Annotated in this window: 14 protein-coding genes; 6 read left to right on the top strand and 8 right to left on the bottom strand. The window is 53.7% G+C overall.

Annotated elements, in window-relative coordinates:
• The first annotated feature begins 9 nt into the window (after nt 1-9).
• The 5 genes from AQ981_RS14990 (at nt 10) to AQ981_RS14970 (ending at nt 6495) form a co-directional block, all read left to right on the top strand.
• Complete coding sequence (locus tag AQ981_RS14990; protein ID WP_058912546.1) at nt 10-786, top strand: enoyl-CoA hydratase/isomerase family protein; 777 nt, start codon at nt 10-12, stop codon at nt 784-786.
• A 33-nt stretch (nt 787-819) separates the two neighbouring features.
• On the top strand, nt 820-2373 hold the full coding sequence (locus AQ981_RS14985; RefSeq protein WP_058912545.1) for an acyl CoA:acetate/3-ketoacid CoA transferase: 1554 nt from the start codon (nt 820-822) through the stop codon (nt 2371-2373).
• On the top strand, nt 2360-4435 hold the full coding sequence (locus AQ981_RS14980) for an FAD-dependent oxidoreductase (protein ID WP_058912544.1): 2076 nt from the start codon (nt 2360-2362) through the stop codon (nt 4433-4435). Before AQ981_RS14985 ends, AQ981_RS14980 begins: the two co-directional genes overlap by 14 nt.
• Nucleotides 4436-4548: 113 nt before the next feature.
• Nucleotides 4549-5829: an MFS transporter gene (locus AQ981_RS14975; protein ID WP_058912543.1), complete on the top strand. Its 1281-nt coding sequence runs from the start codon at nt 4549-4551 to the stop codon at nt 5827-5829.
• Nucleotides 5830-6015: 186 nt separating this feature from the next.
• On the top strand, nt 6016-6495 hold the full coding sequence (locus tag AQ981_RS14970; protein WP_058912542.1) for a MaoC family dehydratase: 480 nt from the start codon (nt 6016-6018) through the stop codon (nt 6493-6495).
• An 88-nt stretch (nt 6496-6583) separates the two neighbouring features.
• Here AQ981_RS14970 and AQ981_RS14965 read toward each other — a convergent pair whose 3' ends face one another.
• The 8 genes from AQ981_RS14965 to AQ981_RS14930 all read right to left on the bottom strand — a co-directional run bounded on the left by AQ981_RS14965 (nt 6584) and on the right by AQ981_RS14930 (nt 15981).
• Nucleotides 6584-7519 carry a DMT family transporter gene (locus tag AQ981_RS14965; RefSeq protein WP_058912541.1) on the bottom strand — a complete coding sequence of 312 codons (936 nt, stop codon included), beginning with the start codon at nt 7517-7519 and terminating at the stop codon, nt 6584-6586.
• A 173-nt stretch (nt 7520-7692) separates the two neighbouring features.
• A complete protein-coding gene (gene rplI, locus AQ981_RS14960) occupies nt 7693-8142 on the bottom strand; it encodes a 50S ribosomal protein L9 (protein ID WP_058912540.1) in 450 nt (149 codons plus the stop codon).
• 43 nt (nt 8143-8185) lie between these two features.
• A complete protein-coding gene (gene rpsR, locus AQ981_RS14955; RefSeq protein WP_000135199.1) occupies nt 8186-8413 on the bottom strand; it encodes a 30S ribosomal protein S18 in 228 nt (75 codons plus the stop codon).
• A 4-nt stretch (nt 8414-8417) separates the two neighbouring features.
• Complete coding sequence (priB, locus tag AQ981_RS14950; protein ID WP_058912539.1) at nt 8418-8732, bottom strand: primosomal replication protein N; 315 nt, start codon at nt 8730-8732, stop codon at nt 8418-8420.
• Nucleotides 8733-8738: 6 nt separating this feature from the next.
• The gene (gene rpsF / locus AQ981_RS14945; protein WP_058912538.1) at nt 8739-9128 is read right to left on the bottom strand and encodes a 30S ribosomal protein S6; all 390 of its coding nucleotides are present in this window, start codon (nt 9126-9128) and stop codon (nt 8739-8741) included.
• A 144-nt stretch (nt 9129-9272) separates the two neighbouring features.
• A complete protein-coding gene (locus AQ981_RS14940) occupies nt 9273-10955 on the bottom strand; it encodes a reverse transcriptase family protein (RefSeq protein WP_058912537.1) in 1683 nt (560 codons plus the stop codon).
• A gap of 357 nt (nt 10956-11312) precedes the next feature.
• Complete coding sequence (locus AQ981_RS14935) at nt 11313-12950, bottom strand: hypothetical protein (RefSeq protein WP_058912536.1); 1638 nt, start codon at nt 12948-12950, stop codon at nt 11313-11315.
• Complete coding sequence (locus AQ981_RS14930; protein ID WP_058912535.1) at nt 12940-15981, bottom strand: hypothetical protein; 3042 nt, start codon at nt 15979-15981, stop codon at nt 12940-12942. The genes AQ981_RS14935 and AQ981_RS14930 overlap by 11 nt, the downstream gene beginning before the upstream one ends.
• Nucleotides 15982-16322: 341 nt before the next feature.
• Here AQ981_RS14930 and AQ981_RS14925 point away from each other — a divergent pair, with 341 nt between their 5' ends.
• On the top strand, nt 16323-16601 hold the full coding sequence (locus AQ981_RS14925) for a YdgH/BhsA/McbA family protein (protein WP_058912534.1): 279 nt from the start codon (nt 16323-16325) through the stop codon (nt 16599-16601).
• Nucleotides 16602-16775: the final 174 nt, after the last annotated feature.

Genomic DNA, 16775 nt, shown 5'->3' with positions numbered 1-16775 from the left:
GGATTAATCATGAGCGGCCAACCCATTCTGTTCAGCAGAACGGCGACCTCCTGTTGCCTGACGCTGAATCGCGAAGATAAATGTCATGCCATTAATGAAGAGATGATTGAACTCCTCGATCATTACTTAGATGACATCGAAAACAGCGCCACACTACGTTTAGTCGAATTAACCGCTAACGGTAAGCAATTTTTCTGCGCCGGCGGCGATATTAAATCCTGGTCAGGCTATTCGCCATTAAATATGGGCAGAAAATGGATTAAGCGCGGCAACCAGGTATTTAGTCGGCTGCGTAACCTTCCTCAATTGACGATAGCGAATATCAACGGTCACACTATCGGTGGAGGTATTGAACTTGCCCTGTGCTGCGATATTCGTATCGCACGTCCCCATGCAACATTTTCCACCCCGGAAGTTACACTTGGCATGATTCCCGGCTGGATGGGGATTGAACGTCTGCTTAATCAGGTAGGCCCGAATCTCGCCCGCCAGATGCTGATGTTAGGCAAACGCCTCACCGCGCAACAAGCGCTGACCACCGGCTTAATTAACGAAATTGTCGATCAGGATCAAACAGGCGACTGGATAGCCAATCAATTAACTCACCTGGAAAAATGTGCTCCGGCGGCATTGGCGCATATTAAACAGCTCATTTTAACGCTGGAAAATAAACATACCGAGTATCAGCACCAGTTACTGGCTGGATTAATGTCCGCAACGCAGGACTGCCAGCAGGCGACTCGCGTCTTTGGGCAAAAATGTGACATTAATTTTCAAAATCAATAAGTTATCTAAAAAACCATCACCAGGGAACAGTATATGAATAAGTTAATGACGGCCGAATCGCTGGTCGCCACCATTCAGGATGGAGCAACCATTGCCATCAGCGGTAATGGTGGAGGGATGGTAGAAGCCGATTATCTGCTACAGGCGCTGGAAAAACGTTTTCTGGAAACCGGACATCCTCGCGACCTAACGCTGGTACATTCATTAGGTATTGGCGATCGTGATAGTAAAGGAACCAACCGTTTTGCTCACGCCGGGATGCTGAAACGCGTCATTGCCGGGCATTTTACCTGGTCACCAAGAATGCAGGCGCTGATTAAAAGCCAGCAGATTGAGGCCTGGTGTTTTCCCAGTGGCGTGATCCAGACGTTATTACGTGAAATCGGCGCCGGCCGACCCGGCCTGATTACCCATGTCGGCCTGGGAACCTTTGTCGATCCGCGCCATGGCGGAGGCAAATCCAATGCCCGCAGCACCGAAGATCTGGTGGAATTAATCGAAATTGATGGCGAAACAAAATTGCGCTATCGACCGTTTAAGGTGGATTACGCCATTTTACGCGGCACCTATGCTGACTTGCGCGGCAATATCAGCCTGGAAGAGGAAGCGGTTGACCTGGATTGCTATTCTATGGCGCTGGCTGCGCATAACAGCGGGGGAAAAGTTTTCGTTCAGGTACGCGATATACTCGAAACAGGTTCCATAACGCCGCGTTCGGTAAAAATACCAGGCATTCTGGTTAACGGTATCGTGGAATACCACGACCAGCCGCAAACTTACCTGGGTGGTTACGATCTGACCATCAGCGGCCAACACCGCCGTCTTTGCTCACAAAACTCTATTGAACTGGTCTCTCATCCCGTTCGTCGGCTGATTGCCCGCCGCGCCGCGCGCGAGCTGGTCGCTGGCGCATCCACCAACTTTGGTTTTGGGATGCCCGGCGGCATTCCAGGCATAGCCCTGCGTGAAGGTGTGCCATTTAACACCCTATGGCTGAGCGTCGAACAGGGGGTACATAACGGCATGATGCTTGATGACGCGCTATTTGGCTGCGCGCGAAATGCCGATGCGATTATCCCCTCGCTGGATCAATTTGACTTCTACAGCGGCGGCGGCGCGGATATCACTTTCCTCGGCATGGGAGAGATGGATCAACAAGGCAATGTCAACGTTTCGCATCTCAACGGCAATCTTATTGGCCCGGGCGGCTTTATTGAAATTGCACAAAATGCCCATAAAGTGGTTTTTTGCGGCACATTTGACGCCAGGGGCAGCAAAATCAATGTCACCCAGGATGGTTTGCAAATCGTCCAGCCAGGCCAGGTGCCGAAGCTGGTGGCTCAGGTAGAAAAAATTACCTTCAGCGGCGCATATGCACGACAGCGCGGTCAGGAGGTGCTTTACATCACTGAACGAGCGGTCTTCAGGCTGACCGGGGAAGGCGTCGAGTTGACGGAGATCGCTCCCGGCATCGACATCGAACGCGATATTTTGCCTTATATGGCGTTCCAACCGCTCATAAAACAGCCGCGTCTGATGGACAGCGCGCTGTTCACGCCGATGGAGGGGCATCATGAGCCAAATTAATGATGCCATTCTTGACGCCCTGACACATGTCTCTTTTCCAAAAGGATTTACGCCGGCAGAGCCCGTCTCGGTGGTGAATATCGACGGTGTGAACTATCCGATCCGGCAAGCCGATGTGCTGGTGATCGGCAGCGGCGCTGCCGGTCTACGCGCGGCAGTGGAATTAGAGCGCCGCCATCAGAATACCCTGCTGGCAACCGCCGGCTTATACATGGGCACCTCTGCCTGCTCAGGATCGGATAAACAGACGCTGTTTACCGCCGCCACCGCCGGAAAGGGCGATAACTTTCTGAAGCTGGCACAGGCGCTGGCCAGCGGAGGGGCAATGGATTACGACACCGCTTATGTGGAAGCCGTCGGTTCGCTACATACCCTGGGCGGTCTACAGTATCTGGGCCTGGAATTACCCGAGGATCGCCTGGGCGCGATTCTGCGCTATCAGACCGATCACGATGAAGCCGGGCGAGCCACCTCCTGTGGTCCACGAACCTCGCGGCTCATGGTCAAGGTACTGCTCGAAGAAGTACAGCGGCTCAATATCCCGGTGTTAAACAACGCCACGGTGATTAAACTCCTGCGCCAGCGCAACGACGATGGTACAGAACGCGTTGCCGGCGCTATTCTGGCGACCGGCTCACGGCGACATAATCCATGGGGACTGGCGCTGGTGACAGCACCCAACGTCGTACTGGCAACGGGCGGTCCTGGCGAACTCTACCGCGACAGCGTTTATCCGAAAAAATGTTTCGGTTCGCTGGGGCTGGCGCTGGAAGAAGGGCTAACACTGACCAACCTCACCGAAAGCCAGTTCGGTATTGGAACACCGCGCAGCGCCTTTCCGTGGAATTTGTCCGGCACTTACGTACAAGTCATTCCGTATATCTACTCGGTGGATGACAAGGGAAATGAACACAATTTTCTGGCGAACTACTATCGCACCACACAAGAGCTGGCGTCGAATATCTTCCGCAAAGGTTATCAATGGCCATTCCACGCCACCAGAGTGATGGATTTTGGCTCCAGCCTGCTGGATATGGCTGTGGCACAAGAGCAACAATTGGGCCGCCATGTTTTTATGGACTTCAGGCGTAATCCATTGCCGGTAACAGGAGATGAGCCCTTTTCGTTACAGCGACTGGATGAGGATGTACGTGCATATCTGGAGAATAACGAGGCGCTGGGTGAACGGCCGATTGATCGTCTCAGACAAATGAATCCACTATCCATCGCCTTATATAAAATGCATGGTTACGATCTGGCGCAGGCCCCCCTGCAATTCGCCATGAATAACCAGCATATGAACGGCGGTATTGAAGTGGATATCTGGGGACAAACCTCTCTGCCAGGCTGTTTCGCTGTCGGCGAAGTCGCAGGTACCCACGGCGTTACACGCCCCGGCGGCGCGGCGTTGAATGCCGGCCAGGTTTTCGCAGTGCGGCTGGCGCGCTACATCGCGAACACCGCTCGCCAGACACCTCATTACGATGTCAGACGACAGGCTGGTGCTGAATTAGCCGCTATCAGAAACATCATTGAGCAGGCATTAGCTAATCCGGAAGGCCAGTCGATAATCACGATAAAAAAACAGATCCAGGCGCGGATGTCCGATTCGGCAGGCTTTATATGCCATGCTGACGAAATAAGCCAGGCGAGCAGTGATGCCTGGCGACTCGTAGAGGCGATTTCTCACCATGGCCTGACGATTCATCATACCGCCGAAGTAACGGAGTTATTTATGTGGCGGCACATGGCCCTGACCTCTGCCGCAGTACTGGCGATGTTAAATCATTATGTCGCCAATGGCGGGGGCAGTCGCGGCGCGCGGATTATTCTCGACAAACAAGGCGATTGTTTGCCATTAACCCGACAGGGCCCTGCGGAACAATGGCGCTTTCGCCCTGAGCAGGCAAACGATAGAAATAAAAAATTAACAATTCAATTTCTCCAGAAGAAATTTATTATCAGCCAGAAAAAATTACGCGACATCCCTGATGTAAAAAATAATTATTTTGAGAAGAAATGGCCCGACTTTCTTCTCGGCAATATATATCAATCAGGATAACTTAAATTTTACTTCAGGCACTGAATTTTATAGTCAGGGTAACTTAATCAGGGCAGGGTTAGATATTTCATAAACTCACACAGCAGTACCATTACAATATCAAAGGGTTAACCATGAAAAAAATCAAACACTACAGATGGCATATTATTGTCCTTGTATGTTTCATCACAGTTATTAACTATCTGGACAGGACGGCATTAGGCGTCGCCGCACCAACGATAATGCAAACCATGGGAATAACAAAAGAACAGTACTCATGGGTTGTCAGCGCATTCCAGCTGGCCTATACCATAGGCCAGCCCATAATGGGATTTTTTATCGATTTAATCGGCTTAAAACTCAGTTTCGGTATTTGTATTATTATATGGGGCCTTGCCACCATGGGCCATGCATTAGCCGGCTCGTGGCAGGGTTTAGCCTTTATGCGCGGTATTATGGGTATCAGCGAGGCTTCAGTCTTCCCTTCTGGTATCAAGACAGTCTCCACATGGTTTCCGGCTAAAGAACGCGGCATTGCCGCTGGTTTTTTCAACACCGGAACGTCATTGGGAGCAATGTTGGCCCCGCCGCTCATTGCCTGGTGCATTATGTTCCACAGCTGGCAGTTTGCGTTTCTGGTTTCCGGTAGTCTGGCATTATTTGCAGCTTTAGTATGGTTTATCTTCTATAAAAACCCCAAAGATGCCAAAGGATTATCTGATGAAGAACGTGAGTATATTGAATCCGGGCAGGAAAAACACTTAGATGCCAATAAAAATAACCGTGTTTCCATTCTCCACGTTCTGAAAAAACGTAATTTCTGGGGTATTGGCATCACCCGATTCCTGGCCGAACCGGCATGGGGAACAATTAATTTCTGGGTACCTGTTTTCTTTGTTGAAACCCTTCACTTCAGTCTGAAAGATATTGCCATGTTTATCTGGCTCCCCTTTTTATTGGGTGATATTGGTTGTCTTTCCAGCGGGTTTATCGCTAAATTTTTCCATGACCGGGGTATCAGTCTTCTTAACTCACGACGCATCACCTTCACTTTCGCCGCCATAACAATGATGTCGATCGGCCTTGTCAGTATTGTGACTAACCCTTATATCGCCGTATTGCTAATCAGTATCGGCGCTTTTTCTCATCAATGTTTATCGACCGTTGTTGCAACCATGGGTGCAGATTTGTTTGAAAAAGATGAGGTCGCCACCGTGGTGGGTCTTTCCGGCGGTTGTGGTTATACCGGGCAGCTTATATTCAATATATTCATTGGCGCTTTTGTTACCGCAATTGGATTCTCCACCTTCTTTATCGTCCTGGCTTTTTTAGACATTATCGGCGCGCTGGTTCTGTGGTTTGTTATTAAGCCGCCAAAGCTGGTTGAACAAAGAGAGTTAGCCACGCAACCATAAAGCATTAACCAGCAGAGCTATCTATTGTGTTCTCATTTGATGACCAATCCCGGTTCTGAAAAAAAGCGTCAGAAACAAGTTTTATATTCAACCCGGAAGATAAATATCTGTACCAAAAAATCATTAGCATGATGTTTCTTCAACGAAATAATCCACATCTCAATGTGTTGAAAAAAGGAAAAGAACATGACTCAACCGGAAACGTCCCTTCCCTCAGGAACCGAGCTCACAGCAGGTGAATATGGCTACGCCATGCTACAACCGGGGGATTACTATCAGACTCCAGCCCTCAACATAACCGAATCACAAATCGTTGCTTTTGCTGGCATCAGCGGAGATTTTTTTGATGTTCATATGGACGACGAATTTGCCCGGGAGAAAGGTTTTCCCGGGCGGATTGCTCACGGCTTATTAGGCCTGGCGCTAACTGATGGCCTGAAAAACCGCTCCTGCGTGCGTTTAAAAGCCGTCGCAACATTAAACTGGAACTGGTCATTCTGCACACCGCTGCTGCCGGGAGATCGTATTTTTGCCCATATCACTGTCGTTAAAAAACGCCCGACGCGGCGACCTGACAGGGGGATTGTCACCTTTGCTCTGCAGCTATTTAACCAGCAAGGAAAAATCGTCCAGCAGGGCGAAACCCTGCTGATGATGACGGACTGACATAACCAACGCCCTGGCACGATCTGCCAGGGCGACACCAGGAAGAATGCGTCAGACTTCACAATCTGAGCAGGCAACAGGTGACGCTTCAGCCACCATTGCCGATTACTTTTGGTTTATTCACCCACCAGATCCCGCCACACACCAGTACCAGCGCCAGCGCATATTTCCACTCCAGGATATTCTCACCGAGGAAAATCGCCGACAGTACCGCGCCAGAAACCGGAATCAGGAAATTAAACGGCGCGATCATCCCCACCCGATTGTATTTCAGCAAAATGCTCCACAGGGCGAAGGCAACGGACGACAGCAGCACCAGATAGCCGAGAATCGCCACCGATTCCCAGCCGTGAATCGTCAAATCGCCCCCCGCCGCATAGCCGCCAACGGTCAGTACCAGCCCACCGAATCCCAGCTGATAGCCGGTCATCACCGTCGGGTCGATAGTCTGGGAAATACGCTTGCCGTACAGCGTTGCAGCAGAAAGCACAAACGCCGCCAAAACCACAAATCCGTCCCCCAGCCAGTTAAAGCTGAAATCCATCAACTGACTGTTAAAATTCACCACCATCACGCCGGAAAATCCAACGATGCAGCCCAAAGCTTTGTGATAACTCAACTTGTCATTCTGGTAAATGAAGTGCGCCAGCAGCACGCTGAAGAAGGTCCCGGTGGCATTCATGATTGATCCTTTAACCCCGGTGGTGAACGCCAGCCCGATATAGAAGAAAACATACTGCACCGTGGTCTGAAACAGCCCCAGGGCCATCAACTGACCATACTGAACCGGACGCAGGCGGCCGATCGCTTTGCCCTGCAATACCGCTAACACCAACAGTACCAGCCCGGCGAACAAAAACCGCCAGCCGGCAAAAACCACTTTCGACGGGATGTCGTGGGCGGCAATGTGGAAAATTTCATACCCACCTTTAATGCCCGGGTAGGCACTTCCCCATAGCAGACAGCATAGCGTCGCACAGGCAAACACCACATTTCTGCGGGCAAAGACTGAAATCGTATCCATTCCATTCACCAGATATAAAATTGCGTTTCAATTTTATTATCTGCTAAACAAAAAATAATCACTACTGCCAGGTCGGCAATTTTGAAACGAAGGTAGGAAAAGAAGAAAAATCATGGCAGGGAAAAGCAAAACGCCGGCACAGGCCGGCGTTTCGACGTTCAGCGAATAACGAATTATTCAGCTACAACGTTGACGATCAGCTTAGCAAATACTTCGCTGTGTACCTGGAAGTCAACTTCGTGCTCGCCAGTGGTACGCAGAACGCCGTTCGGCAGGCGAACTTCGCTCTTGGCCACGTTAACGCCAGCTGCGGTTACAGCGTCAGCGATATCGCGGGTACCGATGGAACCGAACAGTTTACCTTCGTCACCCGCTTTAGAGGCGATGGTTACTGATTCCAGCGCGTTGATTTTCTCAGCGCGAGCATTTGCAGCCGCCAGAACGTCAGCCAGTTTGGCTTCCAGCTCAGCGCGACGTGCTTCGAAGTACTCAACGTTCTTTTTGGTAGCCGGCACAGCTTTGCCCTGCGGAACCAGGAAGTTACGAGCATAGCCCGCTTTAACGTTGACCTGATCACCCAGGCTACCCAGGTTTGCTACTTTATCAAGCAGAATAACTTGCATTACCTTATCCTCTCAAAGTCTCGTATTAGTGGACCGTGGCCGATTACTGATGACGATCAGTGTACGGCAGCAGAGACAGGTAGCGCGCGCGCTTGATAGCGCGGGCCAGCTGACGCTGGTATTTTGCACGGGTACCGGTAATACGGCTCGGGACAATCTTACCGCTTTCGGTGATGTAGTTTTTCAGCGTAGCGATATCTTTATAGTCGATCTCTTGAACGCCTTCCGCGGTGAAACGGCAGAACTTGCGACGACGGAAATAACGTGCCATTTGGCTAGTCTCCAGAATCTATCAATTCAATCTGCTCGGCATGCAGTACCAGTTTACTCAGCCCGTTGCGCGCCTGGTGGCAACTCACGAACCCCTGAACGGTAACTACCGTACCGACCGTTATACTGTGAGTAATGGCCTGGTTTTCCTGCCCGCTAACAATAACCGGCATTCTGCACCACGCCTGCCGGTGAAACCCGGCTTCCTCCTGCACAGAGCGATGTTCAATCACAAACTGGCAGTGTGGAATTCCTGATGGGCTGACCTTACGAACGGGTGCCCTGCACACGGTGCCGGACAGCGCCAGACGGTTGGCCATCAGTAATTACTCTTCAGAATCCCCAGCATCTTCTGCGGTTTCGTTAGCGAAATCGTCACGACGCTCGCGACGCTCGTCTTTCGCTTTAACCATCGGAGAAGCTTCAGTTACAGCGTGTTTGGTACGCATAACCATGCTGCGGATAACGGCGTCGTTGAAGCGGAAGTTAGTTTCCAGCTCATCGATCGCTTCCTGCGGCGCTTCAACGTTCAGCAGAACGTAGTGCGCTTTGTGCAGTTTGTTGATCGGATAAGCCAGCTGACGGCGGCCCCAGTCTTCCAGACGATGGATCTTGCCTTCAGCACCGGTGATAGCACCAGTGTAACGCTCGATCATGCCCGGAACCTGTTCGCTCTGGTCAGGATGAACCATAAATACGATTTCGTAATGACGCATCGAATTGCTCCTTACGGATTATTCAGCCTCCTGTCTGGGTCAGCCGCGGCCCGGGGAGGCAAGGAACGTGTTTGAAAGGCGGCTGAAAAATTGACGCGTCATTCTACTTACGCCGCCTGGTAAACGCAAGGCCTGGCGGGCAATTTACAGTATGCGCAGAATTAGCCAGACCACCAGCGCCAGAAACAGCCACCACAGCACGGAATGGCGACGGCGCGGCGCCTCGCTCTCACCGCCATGGCCCCGCCTGGAGAAACGTACGGCGGCGTCGCTCGCCTCTACCCTCTTCTGCGGCGGCTCGACATACTCCAGTTGCGGCTGCGGCCGCCCCTGCGCCTGCCACCAGTTGTCGCGCGGCGCCTCGCCGCGGGCTGCCCTGGCGCGAAACAGCCTGCGGTTCAGGGCCGTAATACGTCCGGGTTTCACCTCATAGCCATACTGGCGCTTCAGATCGGTGACCTGCTTTTGCAACGCAATGCCCTTCTCCGGCGCAATCATCGCCACAAAATTCGCATACCCCTCAACACTGGCCATCAGTTCGCCGCTGCCCCAGCACTTGCCTTCCATGCCGTCTCTGGCAATTTGAAACAGTAATGCCCTAAAGCGCCGCAGCGTTTTTTTGTCTACCGACGGCTTTTCATTGACCACCACCCCGGTCACTTCCTGCTTTTGCGGTTTACGCATCACGCGGGTTTTCGCCGGATGAACCCGGAACCCTTCATCCTGAATGATCTGCTTACAGCGCCACAGCAACTGCTGAACATTCCCGTCCCGACCGGCGCAGGAAAAAGTGACGTCGTCCGCATAGCGGGTGTAGGTAAACCCCAGTTTTTGCGCCATGGCGTTCAGACGGCTGTCAAGACGCCGACACAGGATATTCGATAGCGCCGGACTGGTGGGCGCCCCCTGGGGAAGAAAACGCTCTCCCTGGCGCACAAACCATTTTTCATCATCCAGCGTGACGCACTCCACCTCCGGCTCGGTAGTGAGCAGCGCCATTTCGGTCGCTATCTGCTCTGAATAGCCCAGATGGCGAAAAACCCCTTTCACCCGCCGGTAGCTGATGGTCGGGAAAAAGTTCTCCATATCAAGATTGACCACCACTGCTTTATTCACATGCGGCAGCGCGTTGCTCAGAATACTGCGTCCGGCGACAAAACCGTGAGCCGCCTCATGAACGGCGACACGCTGCAGCACATTTTCCAGCAGCCAGTACTGGGCCCGCTTAAGGCGCGGCATCGGCGCGGAGATATGGCGCTCGCCGCCGGTTTTCTTGGCGATGGCGAAATGCCGGTAGTGGTTAACCTGCGACACCGCTTTCTGAAAACACAGAAAGCGTAATTCATTCAGGGAGATCCCCATAGCGCTGGCCAGCGCCAGGCTGTCAGGCAGTAGCGGCAAGTTTTGACCTTGCAGGCGCGCAGTATCCTGTTCGCAATTCTCAAGGCCGCAAGAGACCCCCTCCCCGAGCCAGGTGATGGCGGACTGCTGGGTCTGATGCCACGCCAGCGCCCGCTGCCAGCGCTTTTCCGCCCGCGCTTTGCGAGTCTGTTCGCGCTTTTCCAGCGCCGCTTTTTTACGCGCCTTATGCAACTCGTCCAGCGCCTTTTGCGGATCGCGGTACAGATTTTGCTCGACGCCCAGCGCACGCAACTTTTTCTCCAGTTCAGCGCGGCGGGCGATAAACGCTTCCGTCAGCCCCGGTTTCTCCTGGTCGCCATCCCAGAATCCGAGGCGGATCATTTCCGCGAGGATATATTCTTCTTTGCTGGTTTCGCGAATGCGCTGATAAATCTCCTGGCGCGTCAGCTTAGGTGATTCAGACATAACGTACACTCCCTGGACGTAATGCGGGATAAGCGGAATAAACACGAGGAAACGCGGAGAAGGGTAGCGGCGTGGCGGAAAATGCCTTCGAAGAGTTCCTGGTACTGAGGGAATCAACTCGACGCAGAGTCCGGTACCCGTCACCTATTGACTTCTGTGAAGTCATACCGCAATGGTGACGGGTACCGAGACTCTGCCCAGTGAAGATTGCATCAGTGACGCGTGGGTAGTCATAAAACCTGAATGGCGATCCACCATCCGGGATGCAAGGTTGAGTCGCCACGCCGCTATTGTTACCCAGTATATGGATTTGCCCGCATGCTTCAACTGCAAAATCGTCTGATATCGCCAACAGTGTCATGACGCCTGCTCCCTGGCCGCCTGGCGCAACGCCAGCAGATGTTCACACGGGCCGCGACGCAGACGATGCTGATGAAAGTAGAAGCAAGCGCAATGCCCTTCGACCAGCCGCCGATCGCCGTCCAGGCACAGCGCCACCGGATAACGCACTGCGTTGTCCAGCACTTCACCCTCTATCGCCATGCCCTGCTCATTGCCTTCGCAACGAGTCACCTTTACCAGATTCGCCATAACAAAGTTACTGGCCTTCTCTTCGCGCTCATGAGCGAAGCGCAGACGATCCAGCGCAATCGGCTCGCGACACAGCGCCCGGATGCGATAAACGTCTTTCCCCAGGTCATACAGCACCTGGCCATGCTGACTGTAACCCGCCAGCGCCGCCTTCACGACATCCTCATCCAGCCCCAGCCGGGCGGCCAGCGAGGCGCTGGACTCCGCCCAACTCGCGCTCAGCGCCTGATAAACCCGTTCCAGCGTCTGGTTATCTACCTGTTGGCGGGGGGCGAGTAAATCGAAATTCCCCTGTCCGGACCAGTCGTTAGCACTCCAGCCGGACAGACCGAGGGTGAAACGCATATCTCCGAGATCCGCCACCCAGAAAGAGGGCATGCCGTCCCCCAGCAAACTGATGTCAAACCGATTCGCCACCGGAATCAGACGTTCCAGAATATGCAGGCGTCGCCGCCCCCAGATGCGGATTTCCCGCGGTTGATCGCCACTGTACAGCGAACGTGGGCAGGTCAACACTTCTCCCCAGGGTTCAAGCATCACTTTTACCGGCTGGCCAGGCTGCAGCATAAACCGCAGCGCCCGCGGACCGTGACGCTCTTTGCGGCGACGTAGCAGGTAGCAGAGATTGTAAATATCCCCTGGCTGTAGGGTGAAGGTGACCATCGGCAGGGTCATGGCGGAACTGACCTGCAAAAAGCCGCGTACCCAACTGTCCGGCAGTGAGATTTTCTTCTCTTCAAACTCGCTGCCATCGGTATGCAGCGCGAATCCGTCCGGATCAATTTTCAGTTGCGTCTGGCGATAGCTGCGGATCTTCTGGAAGGCCTGATACAGCCCTTCCGAGTAGTCGATGTTGGTCGTGCCGTAAGCGTGGTCGCTGATATTATCAAACACCTCGTAGTGGCAGCTCAGCTTGCCGTAGCTGGACTCATCTTCTGAGAAACATTCAAAGAACACTTCATCAGGGTGGACGGTGATCACCGGATCCAGCACATACCAGGCGTCAATATCCTTTTTATACAGGTAATTAAAATAGGCGTTCTGCGCCCGGCGAAACGGCGCCAAAAGATGCTGTTCCTGCTGGCTCATCGTCGCTAACTCCGCGACGACCTTCCCTGTCTCCTGTTGCAGACTGGCTTTGGTACCGAGGAACTCCGCCAGCAGCCGCTGCTCTTCTGCGGCCAGCCAGCGCTGGTACTCGTCGCGGTTTTTGGGCTGAAAACGCATATCGGAGATAACCACGTTATGCAGCGCCGAGATAGCTTCACGAAACGCCAGTTTGTTTTTCAGTTCGCCGACGAAAAACGCCGGCTGACGCAAACTGTCCGGGACAAAGGCGAGACTGGTCTGGCCGCCATCGTCGGTTAAGCGGCTTTTTCCCTGGTAGCGATAATTAACCTGCATGATAGTTTCCCTTTACCGGTCTCGCGGAAATCGCCAGCGGCAGCGGCAGATCGGGATGCCGCTGACGTAACGCCAGCATGGCGCCAATCAGCGGCGCCTTGTCCTTAAACACCACCGTCAACGACAGGCGAGTGAAGATTTCACACACCATCTCCAGTACCTGTGGACTGGTCTGCGCCTGTTCGGTCAAAAATGCCAGCGTCCGATCTTTGGCCAGGCGCCCGCGGTTAACCTGCGACAATATGGCCAGGAAACAGGGCTTCAGAGCCAGAATAATCTCCGGTTTGCCGGCGGCATAGTCGTGGAAGAAACGGGTCACAAACGTCTGAACCGTGGCGGAAGGATGCTCACTCAGACGCAGCAGATACAGTTCGCCCTGCTGGCGCTGAAAGAAGGTTTGCAACAGTTCCCGACCATATGCCTGCACATCTTCACGGCCGCTATCGCACAGGTTGACGATCAGGTCCGGCGTCCAGTTTTCCGCCGCAAAATGGCTGCGGAAAAAATCGAAACCGGCCTCGCGAGTCGTTTGCCACTCGCTTTCCAGCAGCGCCAGCGCATCCGCGCTATGCTCCCGAACAACCTGCGGATACTGTTCAAACGCCCGCAGCGCATAGTCACGCACCCGCAAGTCGGCATGGCCGGCCAGCGCTACCCACTGTCTGATACTGAACTCCAGCGGCGAACGGCGTTGCAATACATCGTATCCCAGCGCCTGAGCCGCCAGTGAACGCGCATGGAGCAGACGCCACAGGGTGTCTTTATCCAGTCGCGCCAGCGGTTCCTGGAGCTGCTGCGTCATAAATGCCAGCAGCGCCTGATGCTGGCCCTCCAGCCGCTCCTTTTTAAACAACAGCGGGAACAGTTGATCGAAAACCGCCTGGGGATAAGGCGCCGTCAGTTGCGCCAGTAAACCGTAGCAGGCCTGCTGTTCCGGCGCTTCACCGCACATGATCAGATCGACAATCAGCGCCAGTTGGCTGAATAGCCCTTCAACGCTCTGCTTACCCAACAGGGCAACGCCAGCGGCCCGTATCGCCGCACAGGAGGAGTGGTGAATACGCGCCACCAGCGGCTCAGGAATATCGCTTAAGGAATACGGTCCGGATACCAGCAGACGCGCCGCCAACAGTTGTACGCCATCATCGCGCTGCTCAAGCAGTTCACCCAGCATCGCCAGCGTCGGGACCGGCGCCTGGCTGAAGTAGCTGGCCAGATGAGCGGCCAGCCATAAAGCATGCTCTTCACCGAAGGTGGTATCCGCGGCGCCGGCGCGCTGCAGCAGCGCCTCCTGAACGGCGGTTTGCGCGATGCCGCCAGGGCGTTCCTGATTCAGCCGCCCGCTAAGCCAGCCGCGTAACATCGCGTTATCAATTAACAGCAGTTGTGCCGCCAGAGCGCTGTCGGCAAACAGCGTGGAGATATTCCCCAGATGGGTCAGTGCCAGGGTAACCGCCTGCGGGTGGCCGCTGTTTATCAACGCCACCAGCAGCGCAGGGCTGAGCGCACGCCCGGCCAGCAGCGAAATCGTAAAATCAATGATCTTCGGGTAAGGTCGGGCGAGCAGCCGCAACACATCCTCTTCCGCCAGCGCGCGACAAAATGTCAGGTTATCTTTCAGGGCGCGCAGCGCGAACTGGCAAACCGGTTCACTGTCGCAGTGGATCAACAGGCGCAACAACGCATCCGGACGCCGATCCCAGAGACCGGGAAATGCCTCTGTGCGGCCATCACCCGCCACTTTATCGCTCTGTTCCCACAGGGGTTTGCGGATATGACGCCGAAACTGCGGATTGTTAGACCGTAAAATCGCGTTCCAGGCAAAAAAATGCGCATCCTCAAAGTGTTGCCAGACCGACAAGGGATAATCACCGCTATCGTCATCGTCCGCATCCCAGGGCTCAGATATAGCGGCGCGATAGCGCAGCAGCACCTCACAGGCCATATCTACATAGCGCGGATCTTCCCGCACACCTAAGCGCCGCAGGGCCCGCCAGCTGCGGCGACGCAAATAGTCACGGGTTTTGCGCGAATACGCCAGGCGGCTGTCGTCCCGCGTCAGCTCCTGACTGGGCCTGATATAACCGACATCCGCCAGATAAACGCCATCATCCTGGCAGGCGTAAAACTCCCGGGTGGTGTCGAAACGCCAGGCCAGCAGCGCAAACAGCGGCCCATCGAGACGGAATTCGGCCATTTTGAACAGATAGCGCACGCCCCGGAACAGACCGGGACTCAGCGGCAGATTATCCAGCAGACACAGCAGGCTCTGATACAGCGGCACGCTGTCCAGCGCCGCCAGGTAGATACGCCGCAACACATCGCTGGCCTGCGGATTCTGCGCTACCACCAGTTGAGGCAATAAAATGTCCAGCGTCGCCCGGTCATTCCCGGCAATAGCCTCCACCAGCGCCGGAGGCATCGCCGCCAGATTTTGCTGCTTCAATGTGGCGACGGCGTCATCATCGCCAAGGCGGAACATGACTTCCGCGGCCAGATGGCGCAGGTGGGGGAGTTCGTTTTCCAGAAATGCGCTGACCCGGGTCAGATTGCGGCTGGTCGCCACGCGGCCCAGCCCCCAGAGCCGGGAATAGTTCTCCTGCCAGCTATGCTGCGGATTCAACCCTTTTTCCAGCCAGTCGGCCAGCATGGCGTCCGACTGCTGGGGCAGACGCCAGATCATGCGCCCGCGCTGCGCGCTGTCTTTGTTTTGATCGATACGGCGTAGAAAGGTGCGCAGTGAAGAGGAGAAAGAAGAATGAGTACCGGCTAACGTTCGAACGCCGGATTCCTGATAGCCTTTGTTGATCTTTGCTACCACCACACTATTAAAAATGGCGTCCGCCAGCGCGCCATCGACTGGCGAGGGGGTTTTGGTCCCTTCCTGCAGCGTGCCTCCGCGCCGTCCATAGCGAAAATTCACCACAAAGCGGTTGTCATCGCCGTTCTGCAACTCGCACAGTTCGACTTCATAGACTTTTTCTGCCATTCCCTGTAAAGAGACCAGCCTGCTCTTTTTCACCAGCTTCATACTCCCCCTCCCTGTGAGCCTGCGCGCTATAGCACAAGGATTGTACTGAAAATTTTCCCGCAGGGAGAGCGCGTTATCCCGGCTACGCGTTTTTTCAGATAGCAGGTCAAAAGTCTGTCGCCATTCATGAATTCCGATCACGGCAGATGACGACGTAACACCTTAAAAATAAACTCCATTTTAGGGAGTGGGAGAAATCGACCTGCCACGATTTTTTTGACAATCATCATCAAACATTGTCGCTATTAGCGCTGTCAAAAACGACTATACTTAATTTCAGAAATCAGACAGCAGTAAGGAGATAGCAGCCAGAAACCGGGGTAACCTGTGGAGTAAACACCATGAAAACTATCGCAACAGTAATCTTCACCACATTATTACTATTCAGCGCAACGGCAGTTGCCGCAATAAAAATTGATGGCCAGCAGGCTCGTAATATGGATGACGTACATAGCCTGGGCGTAATTTACATTAATCATAATTTCGCCACAGCGGATGAAGCCGAAGCGGCACTCTCTGCAGCAGCCGATGCCACAGACGCGGGTTATTATCATGTGATATTGATGCATGAGCCGGGAAGCAATAATAATATACATGCCAGCGCCGACATTTACCGCTGATGCATTATAAATAATAAGGCCAGTGACAACTGGCCTTATTTGAAAATGACGCCCGATTAATCATCAACTGTAACGCATAAAGTCACAAGCCAGACCGGTAAAATGAAAAATCGGGCGTTATTAGATAATACGGATTAAATAACCCGAAGACAATCAATAGATTGCAAAAACTCA

Source organism: Entomohabitans teleogrylli (assembly GCF_001484765.1).
In the GTDB taxonomy this organism is placed as follows: Bacteria; Pseudomonadota; Gammaproteobacteria; order Enterobacterales; family Enterobacteriaceae; genus Entomohabitans; species Entomohabitans teleogrylli.
This window is presented reverse-complemented; position numbering and strand designations above follow the sequence as displayed.

Coding starts and splice junctions, on each gene's coding strand:
- AQ981_RS14990 (WP_058912546.1), top strand. CDS start 10: ATGAGCGGCCAACCCATTCTGTTCAGCAGAACGGCGACCTCCTGTTGC.
- AQ981_RS14985 (WP_058912545.1), top strand. CDS start 820: ATGAATAAGTTAATGACGGCCGAATCGCTGGTCGCCACCATTCAGGAT.
- AQ981_RS14980 (WP_058912544.1), top strand. CDS start 2,360: ATGAGCCAAATTAATGATGCCATTCTTGACGCCCTGACACATGTCTCT.
- AQ981_RS14975 (WP_058912543.1), top strand. CDS start 4,549: ATGAAAAAAATCAAACACTACAGATGGCATATTATTGTCCTTGTATGT.
- AQ981_RS14970 (WP_058912542.1), top strand. CDS start 6,016: ATGACTCAACCGGAAACGTCCCTTCCCTCAGGAACCGAGCTCACAGCA.
- AQ981_RS14965 (WP_058912541.1), bottom strand. CDS start 7,519: ATGGATACGATTTCAGTCTTTGCCCGCAGAAATGTGGTGTTTGCCTGT.
- rplI (WP_058912540.1), bottom strand. CDS start 8,142: ATGCAAGTTATTCTGCTTGATAAAGTAGCAAACCTGGGTAGCCTGGGT.
- rpsR (WP_000135199.1), bottom strand. CDS start 8,413: ATGGCACGTTATTTCCGTCGTCGCAAGTTCTGCCGTTTCACCGCGGAA.
- priB (WP_058912539.1), bottom strand. CDS start 8,732: ATGGCCAACCGTCTGGCGCTGTCCGGCACCGTGTGCAGGGCACCCGTT.
- rpsF (WP_058912538.1), bottom strand. CDS start 9,128: ATGCGTCATTACGAAATCGTATTTATGGTTCATCCTGACCAGAGCGAA.
- AQ981_RS14940 (WP_058912537.1), bottom strand. CDS start 10,955: ATGTCTGAATCACCTAAGCTGACGCGCCAGGAGATTTATCAGCGCATT.
- AQ981_RS14935 (WP_058912536.1), bottom strand. CDS start 12,950: ATGCAGGTTAATTATCGCTACCAGGGAAAAAGCCGCTTAACCGACGAT.
- AQ981_RS14930 (WP_058912535.1), bottom strand. CDS start 15,981: ATGAAGCTGGTGAAAAAGAGCAGGCTGGTCTCTTTACAGGGAATGGCA.
- AQ981_RS14925 (WP_058912534.1), top strand. CDS start 16,323: ATGAAAACTATCGCAACAGTAATCTTCACCACATTATTACTATTCAGC.